This window comes from Sinorhizobium prairiense (assembly GCF_029201645.2).
Classification (GTDB): domain Bacteria; phylum Pseudomonadota; class Alphaproteobacteria; order Rhizobiales; family Rhizobiaceae; genus Sinorhizobium; species Sinorhizobium meliloti_A.
Genome location: NZ_CP104131.1, coordinates 996,961 through 1,015,279, shown reverse-complemented (window position 1 = coordinate 1,015,279; position 18,319 = coordinate 996,961). Strand labels below are relative to the sequence as shown.

At 60.7% G+C, this 18,319-nt stretch carries 17 protein-coding genes and 2 pseudogenes; 6 read left to right on the top strand and 13 right to left on the bottom strand.

The window, feature by feature from the left end:
• Positions 1-13 precede the first annotated feature (13 nt).
• Entirely contained in the window at positions 14-847 is an 834-nt protein-coding gene (locus N0Q91_RS07505) for a response regulator (RefSeq protein WP_018095292.1), read from the bottom strand.
• A 105-nt stretch (positions 848-952) separates the two neighbouring features.
• A pseudogene (locus N0Q91_RS07500) lies at positions 953-2,565 on the bottom strand (SMc04171 family calcium-binding repeat protein).
• A gap of 187 nt (positions 2,566-2,752) precedes the next feature.
• Here N0Q91_RS07500 and N0Q91_RS07495 point away from each other — a divergent pair.
• Together N0Q91_RS07495 and N0Q91_RS07490 are read left to right on the top strand one after the other, a co-directional pair.
• Entirely contained in the window at positions 2,753-4,162 is a 1,410-nt protein-coding gene (locus tag N0Q91_RS07495; protein ID WP_275597747.1) for an adenylate/guanylate cyclase domain-containing protein, read from the top strand.
• 115 nt (positions 4,163-4,277) lie between these two features.
• Positions 4,278-4,937 (top strand): dihydrofolate reductase family protein, encoded by a 660-nt coding sequence (locus N0Q91_RS07490; RefSeq protein ID WP_275597746.1) that lies wholly within the window; start codon positions 4,278-4,280, stop codon positions 4,935-4,937.
• A gap of 95 nt (positions 4,938-5,032) precedes the next feature.
• On the opposite strand, the gene N0Q91_RS07485 is transcribed toward N0Q91_RS07490, so the two are convergent.
• On the bottom strand, positions 5,033-5,296 hold the full coding sequence (locus N0Q91_RS07485; protein WP_198516835.1) for a hypothetical protein: 264 nt from the start codon (positions 5,294-5,296) through the stop codon (positions 5,033-5,035).
• 401 nt (positions 5,297-5,697) lie between these two features.
• Between N0Q91_RS07485 and N0Q91_RS07480 the strand changes: the two genes are divergently transcribed.
• Positions 5,698-6,339, top strand: a complete 642-nt coding sequence (locus tag N0Q91_RS07480; protein ID WP_275597745.1) for a TerC family protein — start codon at positions 5,698-5,700, stop codon at positions 6,337-6,339.
• A 167-nt stretch (positions 6,340-6,506) separates the two neighbouring features.
• On the opposite strand, the gene N0Q91_RS07475 is transcribed toward N0Q91_RS07480, so the two are convergent.
• The 4 genes from N0Q91_RS07475 to N0Q91_RS07460 all read right to left on the bottom strand — a co-directional run bounded on the left by N0Q91_RS07475 (position 6,507) and on the right by N0Q91_RS07460 (position 12,181).
• Positions 6,507-9,155 (bottom strand): mechanosensitive ion channel family protein, encoded by a 2,649-nt coding sequence (locus N0Q91_RS07475; protein ID WP_275597744.1) that lies wholly within the window; start codon positions 9,153-9,155, stop codon positions 6,507-6,509.
• A 39-nt stretch (positions 9,156-9,194) separates the two neighbouring features.
• Complete coding sequence (locus N0Q91_RS07470) at positions 9,195-9,656, bottom strand: GFA family protein (RefSeq protein WP_275597743.1); 462 nt, start codon at positions 9,654-9,656, stop codon at positions 9,195-9,197.
• A 41-nt stretch (positions 9,657-9,697) separates the two neighbouring features.
• Positions 9,698-10,258, bottom strand: a complete 561-nt coding sequence (locus N0Q91_RS07465) for a DUF924 family protein (RefSeq protein WP_100673781.1) — start codon at positions 10,256-10,258, stop codon at positions 9,698-9,700.
• 147 nt (positions 10,259-10,405) lie between these two features.
• Entirely contained in the window at positions 10,406-12,181 is a 1,776-nt protein-coding gene (locus N0Q91_RS07460) for an SLC13 family permease (protein WP_275597742.1), read from the bottom strand.
• 284 nt (positions 12,182-12,465) lie between these two features.
• Between N0Q91_RS07460 and N0Q91_RS07455 the strand changes: the two genes are divergently transcribed.
• The gene (locus N0Q91_RS07455) at positions 12,466-12,885 is read left to right on the top strand and encodes a hypothetical protein (protein WP_345774895.1); all 420 of its coding nucleotides are present in this window, start codon (positions 12,466-12,468) and stop codon (positions 12,883-12,885) included.
• A gap of 36 nt (positions 12,886-12,921) precedes the next feature.
• A complete protein-coding gene (locus N0Q91_RS07450) occupies positions 12,922-13,206 on the top strand; it encodes a hypothetical protein (RefSeq protein ID WP_026168635.1) in 285 nt (94 codons plus the stop codon).
• Between the two features lie 144 nt (positions 13,207-13,350).
• Here N0Q91_RS07450 and N0Q91_RS07445 read toward each other — a convergent pair whose 3' ends face one another.
• The 3 genes from N0Q91_RS07445 to N0Q91_RS07435 form a co-directional block, all read right to left on the bottom strand.
• On the bottom strand, positions 13,351-13,689 hold the full coding sequence (locus N0Q91_RS07445) for a DUF1515 family protein (protein WP_127711004.1): 339 nt from the start codon (positions 13,687-13,689) through the stop codon (positions 13,351-13,353).
• The gene (locus tag N0Q91_RS07440; protein ID WP_275597741.1) at positions 13,682-13,933 is read right to left on the bottom strand and encodes a hypothetical protein; all 252 of its coding nucleotides are present in this window, start codon (positions 13,931-13,933) and stop codon (positions 13,682-13,684) included. The genes N0Q91_RS07445 and N0Q91_RS07440 overlap by 8 nt, the downstream gene beginning before the upstream one ends.
• 120 nt (positions 13,934-14,053) lie before the next feature.
• The gene (locus N0Q91_RS07435; protein WP_275597740.1) at positions 14,054-14,866 is read right to left on the bottom strand and encodes a lysozyme family protein; all 813 of its coding nucleotides are present in this window, start codon (positions 14,864-14,866) and stop codon (positions 14,054-14,056) included.
• Positions 14,867-15,095: 229 nt separating this feature from the next.
• Here N0Q91_RS07435 and N0Q91_RS07430 point away from each other — a divergent pair.
• Positions 15,096-15,939 (top strand): annotated as a pseudogene (locus N0Q91_RS07430) (glycosyltransferase family 2 protein).
• Between the two features lie 85 nt (positions 15,940-16,024).
• Here the strand turns inward: N0Q91_RS07430 and N0Q91_RS07425 are convergent.
• The 3 genes from N0Q91_RS07425 to N0Q91_RS07415 are packed head-to-tail and all read right to left on the bottom strand — an operon-like array spanning position 16,025 to position 18,216.
• Positions 16,025-16,510 (bottom strand): hypothetical protein, encoded by a 486-nt coding sequence (locus N0Q91_RS07425; RefSeq protein ID WP_275597739.1) that lies wholly within the window; start codon positions 16,508-16,510, stop codon positions 16,025-16,027.
• Positions 16,511-17,098, bottom strand: coding sequence for a hypothetical protein (locus N0Q91_RS07420; RefSeq protein WP_275597738.1), 588 nt, complete (start codon positions 17,096-17,098; stop codon positions 16,511-16,513).
• Entirely contained in the window at positions 17,095-18,216 is a 1,122-nt protein-coding gene (locus tag N0Q91_RS07415; RefSeq protein ID WP_275597737.1) for a hypothetical protein, read from the bottom strand. Before N0Q91_RS07415 ends, N0Q91_RS07420 begins: the two co-directional genes overlap by 4 nt.
• Positions 18,217-18,319 lie beyond the last annotated feature (103 nt).

Here is an 18,319-nt window from a genome sequence, read left to right as displayed (position 1 = left end):
TGGCAATCGCCCTTCAGGCCGGAATCTTGGTCCTCGCATTCAACGTTCTCACCTTGGTGAGAGTATCGAGGTTCTGATTGACGCGGCAGTAGAACTCCTCGTTGACGAAAGGACGGACGATAAAATCGTTGCCGCCGGCTTTGAGGAAACGGGCGGAAAGCAGCCGGTCCGTCGACGACGACACACCGATGATCCTTAGCTGATGCGGGCCGTGGGCGGCGCGGATTCGCCGCGTAAGTTCGAAACCGTCGATATCGGGCATATTGTAGTCGGTTATGACGAGGGCGATGTCCGGATTGCTCTTCAGGATTTCCAGCGCCGCAGAGCCGCTTTCCGCCGAGCTCGTTCTGAAATTGTAGCGCTTCAACTGCGTCGTCAACACGGCCCGGGCCGTCGCACTATCGTCGACGATCAACACGTGATGCTGCTGGTTCGTCAGGAATCGGCAGACGGATTCTGCCAGCATATCGACAGCAAAGACGCTGTCCTTGATGACATAATCGACAATGTCCTTGGCGAGGATCGCCTCGCGCGTGCTCTCCTGAAACGAGCCGGTGAAGACGATCGTCGGTACGCTCATCTCGATCAGGTAGGTGAGCGCTTCGCCGTTCTCGGCGCCTGGAAGGTTGATATTGGAAATCGCCAGAGATGGCGCGAAGGAAGCGTTTTCGACCGCGAACTGCAAGTCCTCGTAGTCGCGACAGACGATCACGTCGATATCGAAAAGCTCCTTCAGCCGCTTCGAGACCATCGAGGCAAAGAGGTTGGAGTCCTCGGCAAGCACGATACGGTGTTCGCCGAGGGATTCGCCGGAAAAGTACATTCCGGAAATGCCGAAGAATGACATTGATCGCCTATGAAAAAGAGTGTCCCCGGAAGGCACCCTGAGGAGCAAAACGCTTTATCCGGTGTTAATGGGCGCACTCATCCCGATGTCCGGCGAAGGCATCCCTCAAACGAAGACGACATCATCCGCCGAAAGGTCGGCAAGTGCGACCTTGTCCAGCAACAGACCGAATGTATCGGACCCGTTGAAGGCGATGTAGAGCCCGTCTTCGGTTTCCGTCGCGGCGGCAACAAGGTCGGCGAAGCTGTCGATGCGCGTCGTGTCGGGTGCATATCCGGTAAAGCGCAGCAGGTCGCCTCCGTCCGCATCGAAATCCGTGATACGATCCACACCTGAGAACGAAAACGTATCAGACGACCAAAGGAAGGTATCTGCGCCTGCTCCGCCGGTCATGACATCGTCACCCGCGCCCCCCAAAGCACGTCGCTTCCGGCGCCGCCGTCCAGACGGTCGCTGCCGGCGTTGCCGGCGAGCTGGTCGTTGCCTCCAAGCGTGCGGATGGTATCGTTCCCCGAGCCGCCGGACAGCTCGAACCTCTCGATCCCGGTAAAGATCAGCGACGTACCCAGCATGCCGGTCGAAGCGTCGAAATTCGTGCCCGGCAGGGGATCGACGACGCGCAACGTATCGCTGCCGGTCCCGCCATCGATAAAGCCTGATGGCGCAACCACCTGGATAAGGTCGTCGCCGGCGCCGCCGTCGATATATGTCTCTCCGTCGCCGAAACTCGTTCCGCCGTCGTAGATGTCATCGTTCCCATCGCCGCCGACGAGCACGTCGTTTCCGCCGGCACTGATCAGGATGTCATCGCCAGCGCCCCCATAAAGGGCATCGTCGCCGCTTCCGGAGGCGACATAGTCCCTGCCGCTGCTGCCGGCGACATAATTGTCGCCCTCGCCCATATGGGCGCTGAGCGAAGACAGATTTCCGGCAATCAGCGTATCACTGCCGCCGCCGAGATCCACGCTGGCAACCTCGATCCCGCCGATCCGCGTGCCCGTCGAGGCAAACCCCTGTCCGAAATCGACGGTGACGTCGTCGGTTCGCCCTTCATCGAAGATTGATAGTTTATCCCAGCCGCTCCCGCCGTCGATCACCGCGGAGGAAAGCGTGGTGATGATGATGTCGTTGTGGTCGCCGGCAAAGATCCGGTTCGCGCCAACAGTGTCGTTGATGATGTCGCCGCCGCTGCCTGTGTCGATCGTGTCGTCGCCGAGCATGCTGGTGCCGTCGTCGCCGTCGACGCCATATGGGCCCACGACGTCGTTCCCGGCGCCGGTCGAGATGATGTCGTCGGTGGTGGCGCCGAAGATCCGGTCGTTGCCGCTGCCTGTCGTCAGCACCAGCCGCTCGATGCGATTGAAGAAGATGTGTTCCCAGTTCGCCGTGTTGTAGCCGATGATGCCGTGACCGTGCTCGCCGCTGAACCGGACGTCCGAGCTGACGCTCGACAGGTCGACCACCAGCGTATCGACGCCGGCACCGCCTGTAACCGCGCCGCCGGTCCCGATCAGGCTGATGAGATCATCTCCCTCGCCGCCGTCGAGTCGGTCATACCCGCTCCTGCTTGTCAGACGGTCGTTTCCCGCCCCACCGTCGACGAGGTCATCGCCGCCGCCAGCTTCGATCTCATCGGCGCCGGTTAGACCCCAGATGCGATCCTTCTCCCCGGTTCCGGTTAGCGTATCGTCTCCGGCCGTCCCCACGACTGTGGTCATGTCGCTCTTCCCCCATGAATTGCGAAGCAGGCCACTAATATTAAATTTCAAAGTATAAATCGAGACGCAGCTGAAAATATTTTTTCGCTCTATAAATATAGATTATATTACTTAAAATATAAAATTACTTTGTACCCAAATCGAAATGCGGACTGACCGCCCGCCGATTTCCGTATAAGATGTGTTCATGAGCGAGGCCCAAACCCTTTTCGATGTGCTGCGCCATTCGGCAAGGACGGAGGTCGCCGATGCATTCGAGCGGCTCGTTCTGGATGCACCCGATCACAAGCTTTGCCGCGTCAATGCGCTCGCATTCGCCGCGCGCGAGGGACTCGACGAGGAAGAGACGATCGCAGGCTTTCTGCATGCCTCGCGCCTGGGAATTTTCGAGCTTTCCTGGAACGTGCTCTGTCCGGGTTGCGGCGGTGTACTCGATGCCAACACGTCCCTTAAGACGGTGCAGAGTACGGAATATACCTGCGCGCTTTGTGCCGCCGGTTACGAGCCGACGCTCGACGAGATGGTTGAAGTCACCTTCACGATCAGTCCGCGCGTGCGCCACATAGGAGCACATACGCCGCATGAATTGCCGCCGGCCGAATATTTCCGCCAGATCTACTGGGGTTCCGGCATCGACCTGCCGGAAGAGGATTACGAAGCAAAGGTCGATGAATTCCTGCTGGAGGCGCTGGAACTGCCGCCTGGCGAGAAAGCCGTGATCTCGCTGCAGCTTCCCGCGGAGTTCGTCATCGTCTTCGAGCCGGTGACGCATGCTGCGCAATTCCTGGATGTGAGCGGCGAACCGACAAGGGAAAGGAGGAATCTCGGGCTCGTCTTCGATCGCTCGCACCGCCATCACGAGACGCTGAGCTTGCCGCCCGGCCCCTTGCGCGTTTCGGTGGAGAACCACGCCGAAGTTCGTACCCTGCCCTCGATCTGCGTGGCAGGCGAAGCGCTGCATGCCCTGCTCGGCCGCCGTCGGCCGTTTCTCACCGCCAAGCGGCTGCTCTCCAACCAGACATTCCGCGACATCTACCGCACCGACACGCTCGATGTGGACCAACGGCTGAAAATCACCAGCCTTACTTTCCTCTTCACCGACCTGCGCGGCTCGACGGAACTCTACGAGCGCGTTGGCGACCTCGCGGCCTTCGACCTGGTGAAAACGCATTTCAACGTCTTGAACGAAATCGTCGCGGCCGAGACCGGCGCCGTCGTCAAGACGATCGGTGATGCGGTTATGGCAACTTTTCCAGCGCCCGACCGGGCTATCACCGCGGCAATGCGGATGCGCGAGGCAATGCGCAGACTCAACGAAGAGCGCGGCAGCGAGGACCTGCTCCTCAAGATCGGCATCCATGAGGGGCCATGCATCGCGGTCAATCTCAACGACCGGCAGGACTATTTCGGTCAGACCGTCAACATCGCCTCGCGCGTCCAGCATCTCGCCACCTCGCGTGAGATCTTCGCGACCGGCTCCGTCCTCGAGGATCCTCGAGCATCCAGTGTGCTCTCTGATCGGGGCCTAAGCCCGGTGGCGCACAACGTGGCGCTAAGAGGGATCGCCAACGAGATCAGCATTTTCGCGATCCCGTGAGCCGCTCCTGCGCTAAAGTTCTCAAAGAAATTCTTGCAGCTTGTGGCGTTTCTGTCGGTATCGGCCTTCGTCCAGCGTCCTAGCTTCGGTAACACCACGAACGAGGAGAGCCGGAATGAGAAAGATCATCGTTGGCGCATTTGTAAGCCTTGACGGAATCATGCAGGCGCCGGGCGGACCGCACGAAGACCCGGTCGGCGGCTTCGACCATGGCGGCTGGGCCGCTCCCTATTTCGACGAAACCATGGGACAAGCGGTGGACGAGATGTTTTCCAGGCCGTTCGATCTTCTGCTTGGTCGGAAGACCTACGACATCTTCGCCGCACACTGGCCCTATGCCGGCCCTGACGATCCGATCGGTCCGCTCTTTGACCGGATCACCAAATATGTCGCTACGCGCAACCCCGATCTGAGGCTCGACTGGCAAAATAGCCGTACTCTCGGGTCCGACCCGGTAGCCACGCTCAAGAAACTCAAGAGCGAGGAAGGCCCCGATCTGTTGACCCAGGGTTCGACCGATTTCCTGCAGACCCTGTTCAGCAATGATTTGATAGACGAGATGTACATCTCGTACTTTCCGGTCGTGCTCCGAAAGGGCAAGCGGCTCTTCGGTCACGGCGCCATGCCGATGGCGTTGAAACTCGTCGGTTCAAAAGTCTCGGGGACGGGCGTCACCGTCAACCAATACGTCCGCAGCGGTCCTGTCGTGCCAGGTTCGTTCGAGTTCGACCAGCCGACCGAAGCGGAGCTGGAGCGGCGAAGAAAGCTGAGCTGATCTTCTGCCTATAGTGCCGTCGTTCGTCACTGATGCGGGGCTACGGCCCCGCAATTGTCGTGGAAAGACTCCAACCTCCGGCTCCCGGAGGGGCGTCACTTCACAACGACGGAGCCGTTGACGATTTCGATCGTCTCGTCGCCCTGGAGCCCCACGCGGTCGCCGCTCGGCGCAGTGACGAAGCAGCCGCCGGGGCAGATCACTTCCGTGGCACCTGCATCGATTGCAACTTCGACCCGGCTCTCCCCTTCGACGATCACCAGAACAGCGGCCTCGCCGTCCGTGTTTGTAACAGTTGCGGCATGGGCCACGCCAGCCCACAGCATTGCAGGCACCAGAACAACAGCATACGTCTTCATCACATTCGGCGCACGAGCGCCGCCCCCGTTTCGGCCGGCCGCCTTCCCGTCGCGAGAAGAAGGCGCCGGCCACCCCTCTAGCCGCGGCCAGCCTACCGCATATTTGCTTGATCGTAACCGAGCAAAGGTCAAAAACATGCGGCAGATCGAAGTGCTGCAGGCCTTTGGGTGTCTGATGAGACGCGCGGCGCGGTAGCGCAGAATTTCTCGAAGCGTAAGGCGTGCAGGAAAAAACGATGCGGCGGCTCGAGCCGCGCCGGAGGCACCGGAAGCTGCTCGACGAGCGTATCTCTTTCGAAAGTGCCGATTAGTTGACCCGGCCCACTTGATCCGTCGATTGTTCGCGGTCTATGCGTTTTGCGACGCCGCAGGCGTTTCGGGGACAAGAAGGGTTACCACACATGGAGATTTTCACTTCCGCCGGCCTGACGGCACTGCTGCAGGTCATTGTGATCGACCTGGTGCTTGCCGGCGACAACGCTGTCGTTATCGGCCTTGCAGCAGCCGGCTTGCCGCTGGAGCAGCGCAAGAAGGCTATCCTCGTCGGCATTCTCGCCGCCACCGTGCTTCGCATCGTGCTCGCCATCTTTACGGTCCAACTGCTGGCGATCATCGGGCTCCTGCTCGCCGGCGGGCTTCTCCTGCTTTGGGTCTGCTGGAAGATGTGGCGCGAGATTCGCACTGGCGGTCACGAAGGCGTTGACGGGCTCAAAAATGCGGACGCCTCGGCCCCAAAGAAGACTTTCAAACAAGCGGCAACACAGATCGTGATAGCGGACGTGTCCATGTCGCTCGACAACGTCCTCGCCGTCGCCGGCGCCGCCCGAGAGCATCCGACCGTGCTCGTCTTCGGTCTGGCGCTCTCGATCGCGATGATGGGCATCGCCGCCAGCTTTATTGCCCGCCTGCTCAGCCGTTATCACTGGATCGCTTACATCGGCCTGGCGATCATCTTGTACGTCGCACTCGACATGATCTATCGCGGCACAATGGAGGTGTGGCCGCACGTTGTGCCGGTGGCTCAGGCGCTGGCTGGGCTGTAAAGCGCTCCGGGAAACCTGCGTAACGGTTTTCCGTGCGGAAGTGCATAATTTCAACGTGCGGCCGGGGCCCGGCCAAATAGAGAAGAAGGAGCGGCATTTCCGCTCCTTCTTCGCTTTTCCGGCCTTCGCCAACAGCACCGGCGCGTCAGGCGTTGTTTTCAGCCAGCCTAGGCCTTCTCTTTTTCGCTCACAGACGGTTCGGCGCCGGCGCTTCCGGCTTCTTCCTCAGGCGTTACATCTTCGACCTTCATCGGGAACGGCGCGCCGATCCCCTCGTCACGAAAGCGCTCGTAGATCGAGACGCGAAGGTCGTTGCGGACGCCGCCGGCCGTCAGCACGTCAGCGACATAGATCCGCAATTCAAACGTCATTCGCTCGTCTTCGAAGGCCGTGAAGCCGACATTCGGAGCCGGATTCTTGAGGATCATCGGATGGGCTGCGGCGATTTCGTAGAGCAGTTCGATAACCCGGCGCGGATCGCTGGCATAGGTCACCGTCACGGCGATTTCCGACCGGCCGAGCTTGTTGCGGTGCGTCCAGTTCCCGACCGACGCGTTGATGAGCAGGGAATTCGGCATCATGATCGACTGATGCTGGAAGGTCTCGATCTCGGTCGCGCGGACGGAGATGCGCCGCACAAAGCCTTCGGTCGTACCGCTGACGATCCAGTCGCCCACCTTGAAGGGACGCTCCACCAGCAGAATCAGCCCCGAAACGAAATTGGAGACGATGTTCTGCAGGCCGAAACCGACGCCGAGGGAGAGAGCGCCGGCGACGAGGGCGAGGCTCGAAAGATCGATGCCGGCGGCAGACAAGCCGATAAGGCCGGCAATGCCCACACCCATATAGCCGATACCGGTTCGTATGGAGTTGCGCACGCCGGCGTCGACACGACTGCGCGCCATGACGTTGCCGTCGATCCAGCGCTGCACCCAACGCGTGACGAGATAGCCGAGGGCAAAGAGCAGTACTCCCGCGAGAATGCCCACCAGCGAAATCGTGATCGTACCGATCCTGATTTCGGTCAGCACCTGATAGGCCCAGGACTCGATATCCGCAGTCTTGAAGCCCCACTGCATCAATATCAGCGGGATGAAAAAGGAGAGAACGAGCACATAGATGCCGAGACCGGCAAAAAGGCCGAATTGGTCGAGCGCAACCGGCTCCAGATGGAAGCGGCGCTCCAGATAACGACCGGCTACCGTTTCGGCAAACGCGCCCTGCTTGGAGACAGACTTGCCCGTAAGGAGGCCGATATAGACCGTCACAAGGATCGCGCTCGTTACCGTGATCTGGGTAGCGATGAAACGCGCCAGGCCGACATAGCCCGACAATGCAGTCGCGATAAGCGCCGCCCCCAGCAGGAGGAAGGAGAGCGAGATTACCCGCGGCCAGGCATGTCCCGGTGCATCGTAAGGCTCATCGGCCCTCAGCACAGGCCGGATCCACGCCATCGACATCAGAATGAGACCGATGATGATGGATGCCACGAAGCTTTTGGCAATCGTCAACACCACCGGGGAACCGAGCGACTCGCTGATGCTGCCGAGCAGATAGTCGAGCCCGTTGACGAGCGCCATCGCGAAGATCGGCACCATCAGCATTTTGGCACCGCGATCCGAAACACGCACCAGCCGCCAGCTCGACCGGTGCGGCGATAGCACCGCGCCTGCCAGCCTGGCTATGAAGAACAGCACGACGCCCATGGCGAGCGTGATCGCAACGATGGGAGCTATATCGGGCCGCAAGACGTTGAAACTACTTAGGAAGAAGTAGCTCGACATAGCGAAGGCTGCGAGCGCCAGAGTGGGGATGAGCGTCGACCAGAACGCAAGCGAAAGCTGCCGGAAATAGGTGGGCTCGTCGTCTTCTTCGTCGCGCATGAGGACCGGCGAAAAAAGCCTGTAACCGCCGACCAGGAAGAGCAGCGCGGCGCAGAGCGAAAGGAAGATCGCGCTCAGCAGCGGCACGCGCTTGTAGTTCCAGGCGAATGTCAGCCAACCGCCGATGCTGCGCGACAGTGCCATCGCTTCATGCATCGTTGCAGTGATTGCCTCGCTCAGCATCGCCGCCGAGACATCCGTATGTCTCAGCAGAGTGTTGGAGAAGATTGCCCGGCGCGTCGCGGTGATCCGGTTGGCAAGTTTCCTCGCCTCGATCGATAGGTTCTCCGCCTTGCCCGTCAGAGCATTGATCGCCCCGCGCTCCGCCAGGAGCCGTTTGCGCTCATCGGTGATGACCGCGTCTTCGGGCGGCTGTCCCTCACCGGGAGGATCGCCGAGTTCCGTGAGCCTCGCCTTGATTTCGTCGAGCCTCGGACGAGTCGGAACGGAGGCCGCGATGATCTGCTTCGAAAGCTCGTCGACCTGCACCCTGAGTTCGGCGAGCATGGCGTCGTCGTCCTCGACGGCATTGGTACGCCCGATGAGACGCTTCAGCTCCCGGTCGGCCTGGGCAAGCTGACCCTCCGCCTGCTCCAGTACCGGCGATGCGGCATCCGGCGCCTGACCGGCCCCCGTTTGCTCCGCCCGCTGTGCCGGTTCGGCCTGCGGCACGGGCTGGCCGGATTGGGCAGGCTGGGCGGGTGCGGCCGGTGCGACCGGCCGCGTTTGCTCGACGCTCGGCGCGGGCTCCTGCGCAACTGCGTATCCGCCGGCAGCAAGCGTCAGCGCACCGAAAGACAGGGCAATCAAAAGCGCCCTTAGTTTATCCAGGAGATGCAATTTCCTACCCTTCGATAATCCCTGCGCCGCGCAGAACCCCTCCAGGCTTCGCCGATGACCGGTCTGCACATGCATAACGGCGAAAAGATGCAAACCCTTTGAGATCCGGGCCGATCCGAACAGTCTCGCGGTTCAATCCCCTTCGGAATGCGCGGCGTAGTCCGCCAGCAACTGTTCGTAATCCTCCAGCGGTGGCAACGCCGCATAGCTATGAACGGCGGATGTGCTCACCCACGGCAGCTTTTCACTGGTCCAGGTTTCGATGAAAGGCCTGCACCAGCTGGGATCGTCGAGCATGGTCGCGCGGAGATTGACGAACCAGTCCATGCCTTCCGGGCGCGTGAACATCCAGCTCATGCAATGAGGACAGAAATAGTGGCGCGTTGCGCCATGAAGGCCGCCGATGACAGGCTCGCCGCGTGTGACCTCGAAGCCTTCGCTCGGAATGGCGACGCTCAGCGAGAACGCGCTCCCGGTCATTCGCTGGCAGCCGGTACAATGGCATGCCATCGTGAGAAGCGGTTGCGCGCTCACCTTGATGCGGACCTCTCCGCAACGGCATCCCCCTTGCCAGGGCAGTTCTCCGGCACTCATGGTTTCCTCCTGATCTCAGCGTTTTCCGCCATGGTTCATGTCTAGAACCCGGCGCCGGGCTGCGCGAGGTACTCTTCCTCGGCCGGTGACGAAGTGCGGGCCAAAATGCCATTGCGATGCGGGAAGCGGCCGAACCGCTCGATCACGTCCCGATGCCGGATCGCATAGTCGAGGTAGCCGGCGTCTCCTAGTTCCGTGAACAGCTTGACCGACATGGTCTGGTCGGTCAGGTTTTCGGAGTGTTCGAAGGGCATATAGAAAAACGCGCGCCATTCCGTCGGCACTGCCATGTCGGCGCTCGCGCCGATGGCGAGCTTCGCCTCGCGCAATGCCAGACAATCGGTGGCAAAGGCCAAGGGCGACCCGCGATACATGTTGCGCGGCATCTGATCGAAAAGAATGACGGCCGCCAGCCAGTTCTGCGGGGTCTCGCGCCAGACATTGTCGAGGTTTCTGGACAGGGCCAGGTGCGACGCCTGAAATCGCCGCGCGCACTGCTCATCGAGTCCGGGATCCGGCGTGAACCAGTGGTCATAGGAAAGTTCCGTGAACCAGAATTTCAGCACCTCTTCCGGCGTACAGATCTCGATATCGCCAGTCATGACGCCCACATGCCTCCCTGCTGCCAGAGCAATTCCACAAAAGATACGCTTCCGCCGCAAGATAGGCGGCGATCAGGCCGTTTCCACCGAATGCCTGCGATTTAGCAGGCGATCCGTATTCGCGCGGTTTCATTTGTCCCCGGCATTCTAACGCAGCGGCCAGACCCACATCAGCATCGGCACCGCGACGATCACGATGACGATGGAAAGCGGCAGCCCCAGTCGCGGGTAGTCGCTGAACCGGTAACCCCCGGGTCCCATTACCAGCGTGTTGCATTGGTGGCCGATCGGCGTGAGGAAGTCAGAGCCGGCACCGATCGCTACCGCCATCAGGAACGCGTCTGGCCTGTATTCGAGCGCCGTTGCAAAACTGGCGGCAATCGGCGCCATGACGAGGACCGTGGCGGCATTGTTCAGGAAGGGTGTCACCGCCATGGCCGCAACGACCATGATGGCAAGCGCCCCCGCAGGCGGTAGATTCACCGCCATCCCGCTCAGCCAGCCCGCGATCAGGTCCGAGCCGCCCGTCGTGCGTAAAGTGTCGCTGACGGGAATCAGCGCGGCAAGCATGACCAGAATCGGTCCGTCCACGGCGCGGTAAACGTCACGCAGAGGGATGACGCGAAACACCACCATGGCAAGCGCCGCGGCAAAAAAGGCGATTTGCACAGGCACGACCCCAACCGCGGTCGCCCCCATCGCGGTCGCCAGAACAAGCAACGGGACGGTGGCACGGCGAATGGTGCCGAGCAGGATTTCCCGTTGTGCGAGCGGCAGGCAGCCGAAGTCCTGCAGGAAAGACGGCAAGTCCCTGCGGGTACCCTGCAGCACGACGATGTCGCCGGCCCGCAGCCTGATGCTGCCAAGCCTCTGTTTCAGTCGTTCGCCTTGGCGGCTGACGGCCAGCAGGTTGATGTTGTGATTGTTGAAGAGCGCCAGGCGCTGAGCCGACATGCCGATGAGCGGTGAGCCGGTGGCGATCACCGCCTCGATGGCTTCGGTCTCGGCTTTCTCCTTGTCGTTCGGCATCGGCGCACGATCGCCGGAGATCTTGAGCTTTGCCTGGGAGACGATGCGGTCAAGCGCAGCGGGACCGCCTTCGAGCAGAAGGATATCGTCCAGTTCGACGACGACATCGGGCAGCGGCGCCAGATGCGTGCCGCGACGGAAGACGGCGATCACCACGGCTCCGCCATCGCCGATCTTGACCAGATTACTGAGCGGCTTGCCGATCACCGGCGATCCGGCGGGCACCATCGCCTCGGACGTGTAGTCGGTGATCTCGATCGCCTGATGCATGCCGACCTGCTGACTTTTCCGCTCCGGCACCAGGCGATAGCCGAACAGCAGAAACACCGCGCCGACCAGTGCCAGCGAAGCGCCGACGGGCGTGAAGTCGAACATGGTGAAACTCTCGCCCGTCAGATCCGCACGCACCCGGGACACGACCACGTTGGGCGAGGTGCCGACCTGCGTCATCAGGCCACCGATCAGCGAGCCGAAAGCCATAGGCATCAGGAAGACGGACGGTTGCACATTCGAGCGACGCGCGAACTGGAACGCTACCGGAATCATGATCGCAAGCGCGCCGATGTTCTTGATGAAGGCGGAAAGGACCGTGACCGTAACGACGAGAAGAGCGAGCTGTGCCCTTACCGATTGCAGGTCCGGAAGAAATCGCTGGATGGCCGCATCGACCACACCCGAACGCGCAACGCCCGCGCTGACGATCAGTGCGCTGCCGACGATGATGACGATGTCGTCGCTGAAGCCGTCAAAAGCGTTATCGAACGGAACGATGCCGACGGCTACCGAAAGCATCAACGCCGAGCAGGCGATGATGTCGTAGCGAAAGCGACCCCAAATGAAGAAGATCATCATGGCGCCGAGCACGAGAAACGAAAGGGTCTGTTCGGCGGTCATGGGCAGTACCTGAGCAGCGAACTCGTCGGAAACCGGGGTTCTGTTTGCAAGCCCATTTACCGACACCGGATCAAACGCGCGATACCACCCGAAGGTTCGGGCGGCATTGCGCGAGCATCGGCGGGCTTCGGCCATTACATCGTTCAAAGATTTCTGCCTATGCAATCGAAATATCGCGAAATCCCCACGAAACGCGGGTGGTTGCCGCGACACGCCGAACTTCCTGCTTTCTTTGCACGTTGTCGAATAAGGAATAAGGTGGTGCAACTCATGTGAGGCGAAGCATGTACATGAACCGTCACGCGATGCAATCCGCCGCAGCCTACCGCATCTTCCCCGAATCCGAAACGAAGCCGGAGAACCGTGCGACAATGCAGGCCGCTGCAGGACATCCCCACACGTCCATCGGGAGGCGCGGTGCCCTGAGCACAGCTCTCTTCACCCTCTGCGCCGCGGTCACGCTCAGCGCCTGTACATCGACGCAAACGGTTGGCTACGGCCCCAGACTGGAACCGATTCCCGGCAGCATCACCTATGGCGGTCAGCCGCGAACGAAGCTGACGAAGGCGCCGATCGGCAGCATGGTGCCGCACCAGTTCTTCGACACCTATGGTCACCGGGTCTACGAGACCTATGTCATTAATCCGGACCGCTCGTTGCGACTGACCAGCCGCCGCATAGATTACGACATCTTCAGCGACTGAATGCCGGCGAGAATCATGCAAGTGCCGAGGATCGTCATGAAATATGTTCTTCCTATCCTGTGCATGCTCACACTTCTGACCGGCTGTGAGGCGACCTCGATGGGCTATTCGCCCTATTTGGAGCCGATTCCCGGCAGCATCACCTATGGTGGCCAGCCGCGCACCAGGCTTACCAAGGCACCGGTCGGCAGCATTGTGCCGCATCAGTTCATCGATCGATTCGGCCGCCGGGTCTACGAAAGCTATGTCATAGAGCCGGACCGATCGTTGCGGTTGGTAAGCCGCCGCTATCGCGATCTTCCACTCTTCGACGACGACTGAATTGGGCTACGTTCCTGCGCCGGAGCACCCTGGAGCCTCTTCGAGGAAAGTGACACCGGTCGGGCCAACGGATTGCGGTAAAAAAGGAACCTATTGCATCGGCGCCTTCAGCGCCGCTGCAACGTAATTACTGCGAAAATTTCTCTACCCTGCCTTCGTGAGCAACAGCACGCGTTTTGCCACATCGGCAAAGGTCACGCCGAGCGCCGCCCCGCCAATGCCGATAACGCCGAGAGCGCCCATCCCCATCAGCTTCCATTTGCGCACGTCCTCGGTCACCGGTTTCATTGCGGCAATATCGTCCTTGACGAGCATCATCGAGCCCTCGAGGGTCCGCATGCGCTCGACCAACTCGTCCATCCGGCGCGTCATGGATACGCGGCCGGCATCCGACCTGTCCTCCGATCGGCGTAGGTCCTCCCGCAGGTTCTTCACCTCGGCGACCAAGGTGCCGAGCTGCTGGTGAACGCCGGCCTCAATCATCTCCGCCCTCCCCGTGTCTCGCACACTCCGCCCTGGTCCAGACGGATGCCGCGCAGAGGCCGACCACCGTGCGGTCGATCTTGCGCTGGTCGATCTGCGTCGCGCCGCGGGCGCCGGCAAGCTCAGTTCCCACGATGCTGCGAAGGCCGCTCACATCGACCGGTGCCGAAGTTCCACAGCCCTCCAGAAGAAGAACAGACGTCATAGTCAAAGCGCTTCGCGTCAGCGCCCTTTGCTGCTTCATTGTTCTGCCTTTCGATTGAATTGCGGACCGCCTGCGCGGCATTCGAACGGATTTCGAGTATGGCCCAGGAAATTCCGGCCAGGATCAAGGCAGCGATGACCAGGTTGCTCCAGGGAAACGTCATCGTGTGAGCCTCAAAGCGTCGCGGACCGCCGGCATCGACCAGATCGCGTAAACGGCAAAGCTGACGATTATGACGAGGATCGCAAGCTGCACCCGCCAATCCAGCGCGACGAGGTTCAGCTCCTTCAGCGCCGTGACGATCGTGCCGCCGGCCGTCAGCAACCAGGTCCAGAAGCGGCCGGACCGGGAAACCGGCTTGCGCGGGCGTGCCGGAACCACAACCGCCGCCGCCTCGCCCGCGCGGTCCGCCTCGACCTCTCGTGGACCGGCTGCCAGCACCGAGCGAAGCACGGCCTCCAGCTTTTCCGGCCGCACCAGCGCTCGGTTGAGCCCGTCGCCGGCATAATAGGACTGCCCGCGCCTTATCCGCTGCCGGTCACCCTGGCTATCGGCGAGAACCGGCAGAGACGCCCATTCCATCGCCAGGCGCCTCGCGAATTCAACGGGGCGGATTTCGCCGGAGATAAAGCCGGCGAAACCACGGCGGTTCAGAAGGTGAAGGGCGAGCCGGTCCTGAAGCGCAGGATCGAAGCGCTGATCTCCGCCCAGTCCCGGTACTTCCTTCAAAAGCCCGGAGAGCGTGGCCCGCATGAACTGATAGCCCCCCGCCGCACTCGATCCATGCGCCCTCGCCCACCCCTTCTGCGCACGGATCACCTCGGCGATCGCCATGTGCGTAAGCGGCTTTGTGAGCTTTCCCTGGTTATGTCCGTAGATCACGTCGTAAGACGCGCGGCCTTTGCTGCCGACTTCCGCCTCCCGGATAAAGTCGAGCAGCATCGCCGCGCCCGGAGGCACGGTTTGGGTCATGGGTTTCCTTTCCGCTGAAATTGCAGTTCGTCGGCGAAAACAGGCGGACTAAGGCCTGTTGAGATTCGGGATACCCGCCGCGGCTTGTTTGATCTCCTCAACAGGCCTTCGTCCGTTGCGAGCATGCTGTCGCCGAAGAAGCGCTTGGCGCTCTCGCCATGGACGCCCGTTGCGGATCGTTGCGCCATTGGATATGTGCAAGACTGATTCAACGGTAGAGATAAAATCAGTGCCCAAGCCGAAGGTTGTCGTCGTTTTCCCCGTCTACAATGGCGAAAAGACACTCACCAGCAGTCTACGGTGCATTGCCGAACAGACGTTCGATGGCTTCGAAGCAATCATTCTCGACAATAAATCGACGGATAAGACGGTCGACATAGCCGAGCAATTTTGCCGGTCGGATGAACGCTTCTCCGTCGTCAAATGCGCAGAACATGTAAGCGCGATCGATAACTTCGCGAGAGCAGTCCGGCTCGGCGCCGAACGTGGCGAATATTTTTGCCTGCGCGCATGCGATGACCATTCGTCGCCGGATTTTCTCGCGCGCTTGGTTGAAGCACTTGACGAAAATCCCGGAAAGCTTCTTGCCGCATGCTCGACGAAGCTGGTAGGGCGAAGCGGGTCCAGAATCAAAGCCCCGGACGACTCTGTCTTCGAATTCACAAGTAAATACGCATCAGGCAAGGTCCCGAGAAATCTAACGTTCCCGGCTGAGTGGATCTACGGTCTGTACAGAGCCAGCGCAAAAGAAATGCTCATGGAACGCTGGTTCGAACTTGGAAATCCTTGGTGTTTCGCATCATACGTCGTTTCAGAACTTGTCGTCCGCGACCTCGTAGTGTACGTCGACGGACCAACATTCGACTTCACAGAGGGATCTGGCTCTGAGGCGCGTTATGGGGCCAAGAGTTTTCGTGATCGTCTAACTCAGAGGCTGAAATATACTCTGGGATGCTACGACCTTGTAAAGAAGCTTCCAGATGTCAGCTGGTCGACGCGGATGAAATTCTTTAGGATGTGTTGGAACGACGCGCGACGAAAGAACTCGGTATAAGATTTTTTGGATTTTCTAATGTCCATTTGGCGGCAATTGTTTCGTTGCCACGGCGCACCTGCCTACTGCGCTCATTTCTGTATGTCGATCCGTGGTAGGACAGTCTAGAGGTCGGCAGATGTGGACCACATTGCGTCAATCTGCTCGTCTGAGAGGCCGAGTGCGGCGCCAATGAGGGCTATGAGCGGATGCGCGCGGTTGAATGTGGTGGCGTATTCCCACTCAATTTTCGCAACCTCCTTCTCAGGACCTTCCTGCATTGTCTCAATAGCGGCCGCGACCTGAGCCGAAGTAAACCCGTTGTTGACGAGGCCTAGACGAAACTGACGGGTGGTGAGTAGCGGAAGCGACGCACGGACTTGCTCCGTCGTCGGCGGTACATAGCTTTGAACCGGGAAGTCCGGATGCTGCTTCATCCACGTACGGATTGCTGGGTTCGCACCGATCGAGTCGTCAGGCGTGGAAACGTAGTGTTCGAAACGTTCCTCCACGCCGTTGATCTTCAACGTGAGATCAAGGTCGTAGACGCCAGGGGTCAGCGTATCAGCAACCTTGTGGACGGTGACCACCTCGAAAATCGACTTCTCCATTTAAGCGACCCTTTGCATGATGTTGTACTCGCCGTTGCCATTGACGACCCCGCGTGAGCGCCAGGTCCCCGCCAATGCTGCTCCGGCGTTCGGGTGGGTCGACGGGACGTAGTATCTGTTGATCGAATTGTGGAGCGTGGGGGTGCCGGAGGCATTGCGTGCAATGTTGGCGTCGTTACCCAGTGCCACAATGTGGCCGAGCGGAAAGCTCGTGTCGTTGGCACCAGTTCCAATATAGACCTCCGCCGCAGTAAACCCGAGGGCATGGGTGTGGCTGGTAGAGGTGACGGAGTTTGTCGTCGAGTTGGTAATGTCGCCAGGCGTACCGAGCGTCAGGGTCCGGCTTGCCGCAAGCGTGCCGCCGCCGGTCAAGCCGTTGCCGGCAGTGGTACTGACCGCGTTTGACGCCGGCGTGTAGCCATAGATCGAGTTAAGGTCGGCCGAGGATAGATTTCCGGAGTGATAGACGACGTGCTCGGCGCCGTTGACCTGGAATTCCAGGCTGTCGACGCCGCCGGAATTCTTCAGTGTGAGGGCCGTGTCGCCGCCGGTCGCCGTATCGTTATAAATGCGAAACCCTTGATTCACCCCGTGCCGTCGGTGTGCTGGATATAAGCTTGGCGAGTGGCCCCCTTATAGAAGCTCACATACGGATCGTCGGTGGAGGCGGGGCCAACGATACGTATCGCCTCGCCGGGGGTGGTGATCGTATGGGTGCCGGTCTGGCCGAGCGTCGTGATGCCGTCATAGGCTCCGGAAATTCTGGCGTTCGGAACGGTTCCGGTCGTGAGATTGGAAGCGCTGTTCGCACCGAGATTGGATCTCGCCGTCGCGGCGTCCGTCGAGCCCGTACCTCCTTCGGCGAGCGCAAGCGGTGTTGCCAGCGTCAGGCCCGAGGAATTGAGGCGGCCGACTTCCGTTCCGTTGACGTTCCACACATGAGAGGAGTTGGCCGGGACCGTATAGTTCAGGGTCGAACCCGTGATCGTGAATCCGTAACCGCTGTAGAGCTGGATATGCTTCGAAAGATCGGTACTCCCGGCAGCAACCGCATTGGCGAAGCTTATGCCCGACGAGAAATTCTTGCCCGCCATCGAGCCCGGAAGCCGTGCGTCGGAAATCGTTCCCGAGCTGAGATCCGAGGCCGATCCGGACGACGCCACTGCCGCAAGGCCGAGCGTGGTCTTCACGGCAGCGGCGCTGGTGTCGTCGAGGATCGTTCGCGCAAATGGCGTCAGCGCCGTGGTCGCATAGACATCCGATGCGGTCGTGTAGATCGTCCTGTCTGCGGCGGTCGTAAGCCCGGAGATCGACTGCAAACCGGCGTCGTAGGCCTGCACGTCCGCTCCGATTGCCACTCCGAGCGTCGTCCGGGCGGTAGCCGCATCCGTGTCGTCCAGGATCGCTTTGGCGAAGGCGGACACACCCAGGGTCGTCAGCGCCGCCGCTGCGTCTGCGTCGCCGAGGATCGTGCGCGCGAACGGCGTCAGCGCCGTCGTGGCATAGGCATCGGCTGCCGTTGTGTAGATCATCCTGTCGGCGGCAGTCGCGAGCGTGGCAATCGATTGCAGGCCGGCGTCGTAGGCCTGCACGTTCGTACCGATCGCCAATCCGAGATTGGTCCGCGCTGCGCTTGCCGAGGTCGCCCCCGTCCCTCCTGCCGTGACCGGCCGCGCGGCATTGGCGTCGGCGCTGAGGTCATCCACAAGCGCATTGTAAGGGCACGCTCTGAATGGTCGTATTGGACACACCTTTCGTGCCGGCAGGTGGTGAATAAACTCCGCCTGTGCGTGGCATCGTAACCTCCAT

Excerpts from the sequence above, each read along its gene's own strand:
- N0Q91_RS07470 (WP_275597743.1), bottom strand. The coding sequence starts at position 9,656 with ATGAGTGCCGGAGAACTGCCCTGGCAAGGGGGATGCCGTTGCGGAGAG.
- N0Q91_RS07505 (WP_018095292.1), bottom strand. The coding sequence starts at position 847 with ATGTCATTCTTCGGCATTTCCGGAATGTACTTTTCCGGCGAATCCCTC.
- N0Q91_RS07455 (WP_345774895.1), top strand. The coding sequence starts at position 12,466 with ATGTACATGAACCGTCACGCGATGCAATCCGCCGCAGCCTACCGCATC.
- N0Q91_RS07425 (WP_275597739.1), bottom strand. The coding sequence starts at position 16,510 with ATGGAGAAGTCGATTTTCGAGGTGGTCACCGTCCACAAGGTTGCTGAT.
- N0Q91_RS07465 (WP_100673781.1), bottom strand. The coding sequence starts at position 10,258 with ATGACTGGCGATATCGAGATCTGTACGCCGGAAGAGGTGCTGAAATTC.
- N0Q91_RS07460 (WP_275597742.1), bottom strand. The coding sequence starts at position 12,181 with ATGACCGCCGAACAGACCCTTTCGTTTCTCGTGCTCGGCGCCATGATG.
- N0Q91_RS07435 (WP_275597740.1), bottom strand. The coding sequence starts at position 14,866 with ATGACCCAAACCGTGCCTCCGGGCGCGGCGATGCTGCTCGACTTTATC.
- N0Q91_RS07440 (WP_275597741.1), bottom strand. The coding sequence starts at position 13,933 with ATGAAGCAGCAAAGGGCGCTGACGCGAAGCGCTTTGACTATGACGTCT.
- N0Q91_RS07480 (WP_275597745.1), top strand. The coding sequence starts at position 5,698 with ATGGAGATTTTCACTTCCGCCGGCCTGACGGCACTGCTGCAGGTCATT.
- N0Q91_RS07445 (WP_127711004.1), bottom strand. The coding sequence starts at position 13,689 with ATGATTGAGGCCGGCGTTCACCAGCAGCTCGGCACCTTGGTCGCCGAG.
- N0Q91_RS07495 (WP_275597747.1), top strand. The coding sequence starts at position 2,753 with ATGAGCGAGGCCCAAACCCTTTTCGATGTGCTGCGCCATTCGGCAAGG.
- N0Q91_RS07485 (WP_198516835.1), bottom strand. The coding sequence starts at position 5,296 with ATGAAGACGTATGCTGTTGTTCTGGTGCCTGCAATGCTGTGGGCTGGC.
- N0Q91_RS07490 (WP_275597746.1), top strand. The coding sequence starts at position 4,278 with ATGAGAAAGATCATCGTTGGCGCATTTGTAAGCCTTGACGGAATCATG.
- N0Q91_RS07450 (WP_026168635.1), top strand. The coding sequence starts at position 12,922 with ATGAAATATGTTCTTCCTATCCTGTGCATGCTCACACTTCTGACCGGC.